Below are 8857 nucleotides of genomic sequence, written 5' to 3'. Positions count from 1 at the left end.
AACGGGGCACCATCCATTGCCTGAACATTCGCGGTGAGATGAGCGGGCCTTTGTTGAAGCAGATGTCTTCCCAGAAGGCGGCGCTGTCGAATTGAATCTCTTTAATCGGGCGTTCGATGAGGGCAAGGGTCATGTTGGTGAGATGCTCGATCATGTCCTCGACTAAATCAGGCTCTTCGACGCTGGCGATGGCCACGCCTTCGAATCCCATCCAGTCGCGCACCCACCCAAAAAGGCTTCCGCAGTAGATGGTGAGAGGGAAGTCCCTGTTATCGTATTGTGCCTTGAGGTTGGTGATTGCCTCATCCGTCCACAATCGTTCGGGATGATTGATGTCGAGGCGTTCCTTATAGGCTTTCCAGGTGTCCCAATCTTTAACGGGGAACTCATAATACTTGGGGATGCTGCCGCCTGGGCCTTTGGAGGTGAGATGCTTGACACCCGTATGGTTAATCGAGAGGATATGCTTGTCAGTCTCTTCGAGAACTTGATATTCGAAGTAGGGAATTAATCCAAACCGAGGAAAGACATGGTCACGGCGATGAAAGCCAAAGAACTGATCCATTATCGGTATCGCTTCTTCAGGCATGCCTTGCTGCTTCCAAACAATCGGGGTTTCATCCCAATATCCAAACTCTTCATCCGGTATATAATCCACCGACTGAAAATGCATCGTGCGGTTCCAACGTTCTCTTCCGTTCATAACAAAACCTCCCGAATATAATGTAGGTACAGGGTTTGTCCTGCCCTTCGGAGGGCGCTGCTTGCTGCGCCCCTACAACAAATGATTATTGCCCCAGCGCTTTCTTGCGTTCATCCCAGGGAGCCGGTTCGGGAATACCGAAGGCTTCCCGTTTGGTCTTTAGATAATAATTATAATTCTCAAAGGTGACATCCGGTGGACAGAGGTGGTCCATGTGGGGGACAAAGCCTCCATCGGCCACCAACTTCTCCAGACGATTAATTTCTTTGCGGATAGCAGATTTTCCTTCAATAATCTTGGTCTTGTCAACGCCGCCCTTGAGCAAGACGCTTCGACCGAATCGGGCGCGAAGTTCATAAGGGTCGGTGCCGCCGCGGATTTCCAGAGGGAACATCACGTTAACTCCTGCCTCAAGCCAAAGCGGGGCGAGTTGATTGATGTTGCCGTCACAATCCAAGCTCACCACATCCACGCCATAGCCCTTCAGGAAATCGGTGATGCGTTTATAACGGGGAATAACCCACTCATTAAACATCTTAGGGGAGATAATCGGGCCTTTGTTGAAGCATATATCTTCCCAGAAGTGAGCGTAATCGAGTTGGAATTCCTTAGCCGGGCGCTCGATGAGCTTCATCGAAAGGTTGCAACTGTGCTCGATCATATCTTCTATCAAATCAGGCTGTTCGATGCAGGCGATGGAAACGTTCTCGAACCCCATCCAGTCGCGTACCCACCCAAACATGCTGCCGCAATAAATGCCGAGCCGATGGTCGCGATTGTCCCACGTTTTGTGAAACTCAGCCCATTGCGCGTCGGAATAGAACCTCTCAGGGTCATCCAGACGAAGGCGAGATTTGTAGTCGTTCCAACTATCCCAATCCCTAACAGGAAATTCGAGGTACTTAGGGATAGAGGCTGAGCCGTCCATGCTGGAGATGCTTTTGACGCCGTTGCTGTCGATTGATATTCGGTGTCGATCGGTTTCTTCGAGCACCCGTGCCTCAAAGCAAGGCATGATGCTGAAGTCGGTGGGAACTACTGCATCTTTGGAGAAGCCAAAATAGGTTTCGAGATCGATATCTCTCCCAATCTCATCCGGCATCCCCTGCTGACGCCAAACCACAGGTGTCTGGTCCCAATAACTAAACTCCTCATCGACAACATGGTCGACAGGCTGAAAATGCATCGTCCGAATCCAGCGTTCTCGATCGTTCATTACTGCCTCCGGCTTCGTATTACGTAGTACGAAATACGCAATAAAGAAGTGCGCTTCTGATTCGCTTGGGTAGCAAGCAATTCTGAAACGCACCTTCTATTACTGCATTAAATGGTCCTTAGTTGTTAGGCTTTAACTAGTTCTTTGACCTTATCAACTGCGCTGGCGGCATCGGGGGCATAACCGTCGGCGCCGATTTCGGTTGCGTATTCCTGGGTAACAGGAGCGCCGCCGATGATGACGTTGACTTTGTCACGAACGTTAGCCGCTGTGAGGGCTTCGATCGTGGTCTTCATGCCGGGCATGGTGGTGGTCAACAGAGCGGACATAGCGATAACATTTACGCCCTTGCTCTTGACTGATTCGATGAACACATCTGGTGAAACGTCGACGCCGAGGTCAACAATCTCAAACCCTGCGCCTTCGAGCATCATCATAACCAGGTTCTTGCCGATATCGTGAAGGTCGCCTTGGACGGTGCCAATAGCGACGGTCGCGGGGGCTTTGATTTCGCCGGCTTTGAGCAATGGCTTTACAATGGCCATAGCGGACTGCATGGCGCGAGCTGCCACTAAAACTTCCGGTACATAAAATTCGTTGCACTTAAATCGAGTGCCAACGATCTGCATGCCGGCGATGAGGCCCTCATTGATAATTGCTAGAGGGGTAACTCCTGCTGCGATAAGTTGGTTAGTAAGCTCTTCAGCTTTCTTACGGTTGCCGTTAATAATTGTTTCCTGAAGTTCCTTAATGTCTGCCATGTCATATCCTCCTGTGCTTGTGATACCGTGTAAATCTTAGCACGATAATTTCATAATTGTTTCGTCGTAAGCTGCTTTTATTGTATAACCGGGTGGAACGATAAGAAAGTCATCATTCCACTCGCCTTTAAGCCATCGTGTAAGCAGACCCAAGTCGCCTGCCATTTCATCATATTTCCAGGCGTTAGTATAGCAGATTTCTTTAACCTGCTCCCGTAAATTCAGTTTCTCAGCAAAAGGAAATTGAATCAAAACGCCATTTGTATAGTTTTCCTGCCATTTATCGAAAAATGAGGTGAGGTACTGAGCGTTGTCCTCTCCATATTTCTCGACCAACTCATCATAATCGGTATTCCCGATTCCAGAGACTTCTTCAGACATCTGATTGAGTTGCTTGCCGTCTCTCCGTTCCAACCAACCACGCGTATAGTAGTAGGTACCCGGGTGGGTATCGAAGAACTCGCGATATCGTTGGCGTGAACCCATAAAAAACGTGATGCAGTCATGTCCACGCGGGACGATCAACTGGGTATGCCGAGCTTGAATGCCATCCAATAGACGGTTGCAGAAAGCAAAGCCGAGCAGTATCGCGTCATAACCTTCCGGCACTGCGTCTATTTGCTCCTGAAGAAGCGGGCGGTTTTTATCCGGCTCGTTGTGATAGCCCTCGCGCGTTAGAAAAGTAAGATCCAATTCGTGCGGCGACTGCGGCGCTATCTCTTCGACCTCGCTGCGCATAATATCGCAAGCGACCACCTTAAACTTCAAGGGGCTAAGTCCTTTCCTCAAACCAAGCTCAGGGCACACAGACTGCCCTTTAAATTTTTTTATAACTTACCCAATTAATCAGGATAATGCAATAACTTTCTTCTGATTCACATCAGATACTTAGCGAGAATATTAATATGGTTCAACCGCCAGACGTTCTCGGGCGTTTTCTTCGGCATAGGCGGCAACGATTTCGCCGTAGTAAACCCGGTGGAAATCTCCCTGAGGGTAGAAGCGTGTCTGGATGTCTGAAGGGATCCCATCGGGCGTTAAGTCATCTCGATAGACCACTTTACACTCGTAATGGATGACTCCCTCGCCGATAACAGGGCAGGAGATTAGTTTGCCAGGTACGGCCGTAAGACCTTTTTCTACAAACTTATCTCGATCACGACCTGATTCCTTGCCGCAGAAGGCTACCGAATCGGCGAACTCTGGCGGCATTACGTTCACGGTGAACGTACCCGCCTCATCAATAAGGCCATAGGTGAACCGCGAGTGTCGAACAAGCACAGTCATAATCGGCTTGCCCCAAATCACTCCGGCCTGGCACCAACCGATGGTCATGGTGTTGGGTTTGCCCGAAAATCCTTGACCGACCAATAATATGCCCATCGAACCACAGGCTTTTAAGGTTTCGGGTAGGAAATCAGTGTAATGTGTATCAACTTTCATTAAAACTTCTCCCAGTGTATAACTTCATTGAGTGGACGCTTGGTCTTATGGGTGGCTTCATCATCCGGATAGCCGATAGTAACTAAACTCAAAAGTTTAAAGCCTGCCGGCGCGCCCAGGTACTCTCGTATGGGATCGGCATAGATTTTTTTATCCGCCGAAACCCAGCAACTTCCCAACCCATGCGCTTTAGCGGCCAATAATATGTTTTCAGTTGCGGCAGAACCGTCTTCGACATAGAATTTATTTTCTGAGCAAATAACCGCAATACAAGCGCCCGCATCAGGGATGAATTTGCCGTAATCGGTTAAGTCGGCAATGGCTTGCAGTCGTTCTTTATCGGTCACAACGACGAATTCCCATGGCTGCAAGTTCATTCCTGTAGCGGCTAAGCGGCCGCAGTCAACGATATCTTCTAGGATTTCCTTAGGTACTGCGCGGTTCTGGTATGAGCGAACGCTCCTTCTCGTTTTCAAACATTCAATTGCATCCATCTCGTAACCTCCATTGTTTAGTGATAATTTCCGTACTTCTCGATGCCGTCAAAAAAGGCAAGCACATTTTCCCAGGGCACTTCCGGCTCCAGCACATGCGTCGGCGCGAGCAAAAGCCCGGGGCCAAATAATTCTATCATATCTTTAACTGTATTACGCACATCATCAGGGGTGCCCCAGGGCATGGTTGATTGGGTACCGATCGTGCCCCAGAAGGCTAGTTTATCAGCATATCGGTCTTTAACCCACTTAAGATCCAAACATTCCGGCTGGACGGGGTTCAAAACGGTCACTCCGACTTCAATCAAATCGTCGATTATATCTGAGATATTCCCATCGCTGTGATACCACACGGGCATGTTAGGGACCACGTCACGAGCAGCTTGAATAATTCTCGCCAGTCGGGGCTTGAGGTATTTGCGCCATATTTCAGGCTTCATCATTAGCCGATCCTGCATGCCAACATCATCACCCAGTGTGAGCATGTCAGCCCCCGCCTCTGCAACCCTTCGCGCCATCATGCAGTTGTCAACTGTAATGCGCTCGAGGACGGCATCCGGGATGTCGGGGTTACAGAGGATGTCTTCGAACCATTTCTCAAATCCCAGTAGTTCCCAGGCGGTCTCAAAAGTATGCCCTGCAAAAGAGGGGACAAAAAAGCCTTGGTCATGAGCCTCTTTGATTTCATCCTTTAAATGCGAATACCGGTACTCATCGGTAAAGTCTGGCCACGGGTAGGCATCGATATCATCGAGAGTTTCAGCATTGCGAAGAGGGTGAATAAACTTTAAGAAGTGATAAAAACCGACAGGACGGGACATCAAACCGTAGTCACTGCTGACTTGGGTATCTGCTGGGAGTCCTTCCATGTAAGCTGCAAAATCGGCGTCATTCGTAGCAACAGTGCGCGGGTTAACCCCTTTGCACTCCAGCCCGAAGTAGGCTCGAATGTCGTTTGAGCCGGTCTTTTCGCAGAAAGTATCGTAGAGGGCAGGTGTGAACGATATATCCTTTGGCGCCTTGTCCGGCTTTTCCCGATTAATGGCAGCTAATACCCGCTCTCGTCCGGTCATAATCTCTCCTTAACCTGCATTGCATCTAACGATATACTCCATGCGCTTTATCCAAGTCAAGAGAAATGAGCGAAGCCAAAAGTAATTGACCGGCAAGTTCATCTTATGCCGATCAATTACTTTTTAATAAGAATATGAAGATTTAGCCGAGTGTTTTATCGACTTCCTTAAGCTTTTCGGGGATGGGGATATGCTGTGGGCATTTGGGTTCGCATTGGCCGCATTCCAGGCACGATGCCGCCCAGGAGGGAGCACTGACGCCTTTGTCCATCCGGGCGCCGAGCTCCGCATAACTGCTTCGGGAGTATTCTTTTAGACCGAAAACGCGGTTGTAATTCAACAAACGGAAGTTGCCCGGGATATCCACATTTTGCGGGCAGGGCATACAATAGTTGCAGCCGGTGCAATAAAGCTCGGCTAACCGCTTGTTCTCTTCGAGCATATCCGCTATCTTTGCGCGCTCCGCATCACTGAGTGGTTCGGCTCGGGAAGCGGTAGCGGTATTTTCAAGCACATGCTCCATTGTGCTCATGCCGGATAGGGCAACGGATACGTTAGGATTGGCCAGTACAAAACGCAAAGCCGCTTCGGGAGTGCTTTTTGCTCCGCCGGGGATTAGTTTGGCAAGTTCTTCCGAAGGCGGTCCGCCAAGCCTGCCGCCGCCGACCGGTCCCATAATCACTACGCCCATGCCCTTTTCCTTCAAATAGGCAATGCTGTCTTCATTAACACGGTCCAAAAGGTTGTATTGACAAGTTACGCCTGCGAACTCACCCGTATCGGCAAGCTTAATCATATTCTCAGGCGCATCGTGGAAGGAGAAGGATCTGAACCGTATAAGCCCTTCATCCTGCGCTTTTCGAGAGGCTTCAATCGGGCCGCCCGGCGCGCTGAGGGTTTCTGTATAGGCCTTCCAATTGATGCCGTGGAAATGATAGACATCAATCTGGCTTACATCGAGCTTCGTGAGCTGCTCTTCAAGCACCTTGCGCCATTTATCGCCATCGGCTTCCCAAACCGGGTTTTTGGTCGAAAGAATAATCTTCTCTCTGTACCCATCTTTGAGGGCTTTGCCGACGGTGATCTCGCTCTTAGAGGCGCAATAACCGAGTGCCGTGTCAATATAATTGACCCCAAGATCGATTGCCTTTCTAATCATGGGGATTGCGAGTTCATCAACGATTTCATCTCCGTTCATCGGCAATCGCATGCACCCAAACCCCAAAGCCGATACCTTCAATCCCGTGTTGCCATAATTTCGATAAAGCATATTTATTTCCTTTTAATCAATAGCGTTGCTATATATTAGTGTACCGCAGATTTTAATCGTAGCGTCCAAATTTCTTAACCGTGTCATACATTGCCCACAAGTTTTCTAATGGAGTGCCGGGGGCTAGGTTGTTGCCTTCGCGCAGGGTGAACCGCCCTCCTTCCATGATGCCTGAGGCTAAAATACGTTTGGTTTCATCCCGCACTTCATCTGGTGTAGCTTTTAGCAATAACGGCACGGATGGCCCGCCCAAAATATAAGTATCCGGTCCCAACGTCTTTCTCAACCATGTGAAGTCAACAGGGAAGCCCGTATCAAACCCGTTGACATTAAGCTCTTTGGCGATAAGCGGGAAGTGGCGAGTGGCATCACCGCAAAGGTGAATGCTGTTCGGCCCGCCTTCTGAGAGTTCATTAATAAGACGCTTATGGTACGGCAAAATCATCTCTTTATAGATTGATGTGGAGAGGAGTTGAATGGAGTCATCGGCAAATCCCATTCCCTTAGGTATGAGCTCCTGCCCCAGCCTTTGCCGGTAGGCTTTGATGCGCTCGATGGTGGCGGTGGTGATGAAATCGAGCAGTTGATGCGCATAGTCCGGGGCTTCAAGCAGATCAGCGCAGAATTCCGCAGCCCCACGCAGATTACACGCCACCGTCATTGGCCCATCCGTATAGACTCCTGAAGGCGCAATATTATTAATAGGAAGCCCTTTCCAAGTATAACCCTGCTCCTGTTTCTTCTTGAAATTCTCATAATGCTCCCAATTGAGCTTCATCAGCCCGCTTTCAAAGGGGTCTGGGATGCCTTTATCAAAGAGCAGACACTTCTTACTGTCATCCTTTAGTAGGGGAATGCTGTCCGGTACTTGAAATCCATAAAACCTTACTTCACACCCAAACCACCCTGCCTCATAGACATTAGCGAGGTCAACATTTACGTCCCAACCGTCTTTCGGCAGACCCATCTGAAAATCCTGAGGGATATTAAACAGCACCCATTCACTATGCTCAAGCTGCCTTTGCAGCATCTTATCGGTATCATTAAAGTACTGTAAATACTGTATCCCTGTTGGATTAGCCTCCGGCACTTCCATCGTCAGCCTGGGGTTGATCCCCAACGTCATAGGTACTCGAATAGGCCTTCCCGCATCATAAGCCTCCCAAACACGAGCAACCTCTTCGTTATGCAATTCAAAATCAATTAGTCTCATAATCCCCCCTCTCAACAATTGTACCGCGTCTGAGCTTTAGTTCTTGCTATTTGCTTCGATACAGCCAGACTTCAAGTGGTATGTCCCATACGGGTAATATATGGCCGTCTCAACTCTGTTTGGAGAGTATTTTATGCCTGATATGCTCGTGCTGTTGTTGAAGCTTCCTTCGTTGGAACCTGTCTTAGATGAGATGCGCGACAAGGGGATTGTTATTCGCCGCGCACTGCCGCATGAAATGGGGCCGGTGAGGACGTTTGTAGAGGAGAATTTTGAAGCGCCTTGGGCTTATGAAATCACTGTCGGATTTGCTAATAAACCATCTTCAATATATATTGCCTTAAAAGAGGGAAAAGTGGTTGGGTTTGGTGCCTATGAATGCACCTATCGGGGCTATTTCGGCCCCACGGGTGTGGCAAAGAACGAGCGTAAGAATGGGGTGGGCAAGGCGCTTTTATTGGCTTGCCTGTGGGGAATGCGTGAGATGGGCTATGCTTATGCCATCATCGGTGGAGCGGGGCCGCAGGACTTTTATGCGAAAGCAGTGGGGGCAACCGTTATCCCAGAGAGTGACCCAGGCGTGTTTGCCGATCCGATTGGACAATAATATGGATATATCGTTCGAAACTTATTGGAATACCCGCCGTGACCTAGTCAATAAAGCGCTCGAAGCTTTCGTGATTG

Annotated in this window: 10 protein-coding genes; 1 reads left to right on the top strand and 9 read right to left on the bottom strand. The window is 49.2% G+C overall.

The features are described 5' to 3' along the window. From WCO51_06345 to WCO51_06305, 9 genes are all read right to left on the bottom strand, one after another. Window positions 1–703 (bottom strand): hypothetical protein (locus WCO51_06345; GenBank protein ID MEI6512879.1); only part of this gene is annotated, 703 nt, incomplete at its 3' end. Window positions 704–788: 85 nt separating this feature from the next. Further along, on the bottom strand, window positions 789–1919 hold the full coding sequence (locus tag WCO51_06340) for a uroporphyrinogen decarboxylase family protein (GenBank protein MEI6512878.1): 1131 nt from the start codon (window positions 1917–1919) through the stop codon (window positions 789–791). A 125-nt stretch (window positions 1920–2044) separates the two neighbouring features. Then, entirely contained in the window at window positions 2045–2680 is a 636-nt protein-coding gene (locus WCO51_06335; GenBank protein ID MEI6512877.1) for a corrinoid protein, read from the bottom strand. A gap of 36 nt (window positions 2681–2716) precedes the next feature. Then, window positions 2717–3448, bottom strand: coding sequence for a DUF1638 domain-containing protein (locus WCO51_06330; GenBank protein ID MEI6512876.1), 732 nt, complete (start codon window positions 3446–3448; stop codon window positions 2717–2719). A 132-nt stretch (window positions 3449–3580) separates the two neighbouring features. Beyond that, complete coding sequence (locus tag WCO51_06325; GenBank protein MEI6512875.1) at window positions 3581–4123, bottom strand: flavin reductase family protein; 543 nt, start codon at window positions 4121–4123, stop codon at window positions 3581–3583. Then, the gene (locus tag WCO51_06320; GenBank protein ID MEI6512874.1) at window positions 4123–4617 is read right to left on the bottom strand and encodes a nitroreductase family protein; all 495 of its coding nucleotides are present in this window, start codon (window positions 4615–4617) and stop codon (window positions 4123–4125) included. The genes WCO51_06325 and WCO51_06320 overlap by 1 nt, the downstream gene beginning before the upstream one ends. A gap of 17 nt (window positions 4618–4634) precedes the next feature. Beyond that, a complete protein-coding gene (locus WCO51_06315; GenBank protein ID MEI6512873.1) occupies window positions 4635–5690 on the bottom strand; it encodes a uroporphyrinogen decarboxylase family protein in 1056 nt (351 codons plus the stop codon). A gap of 142 nt (window positions 5691–5832) precedes the next feature. Continuing rightward, window positions 5833–6960 (bottom strand): aldo/keto reductase, encoded by a 1128-nt coding sequence (locus tag WCO51_06310; GenBank protein ID MEI6512872.1) that lies wholly within the window; start codon window positions 6958–6960, stop codon window positions 5833–5835. 52 nt (window positions 6961–7012) lie between these two features. Continuing rightward, window positions 7013–8173: a uroporphyrinogen decarboxylase family protein gene (locus WCO51_06305; GenBank protein ID MEI6512871.1), complete on the bottom strand. Its 1161-nt coding sequence runs from the start codon at window positions 8171–8173 to the stop codon at window positions 7013–7015. Window positions 8174–8306: 133 nt separating this feature from the next. On the opposite strand from WCO51_06305, the gene WCO51_06300 reads away from it, so the two are divergent. Then, a complete protein-coding gene (locus tag WCO51_06300) occupies window positions 8307–8780 on the top strand; it encodes a GNAT family N-acetyltransferase (protein ID MEI6512870.1) in 474 nt (157 codons plus the stop codon). The last annotated feature ends 77 nt before the right edge of the window (window positions 8781–8857 follow it).

It is taken from the genome of bacterium, from assembly GCA_037131655.1.
Classification (GTDB): domain Bacteria; phylum Armatimonadota; class Fimbriimonadia; order Fimbriimonadales; family JBAXQP01; genus JBAXQP01.
The sequence above is the reverse complement of the archived record's forward strand: the minus strand, read 5'-3'. Positions and strand labels throughout refer to the sequence as shown.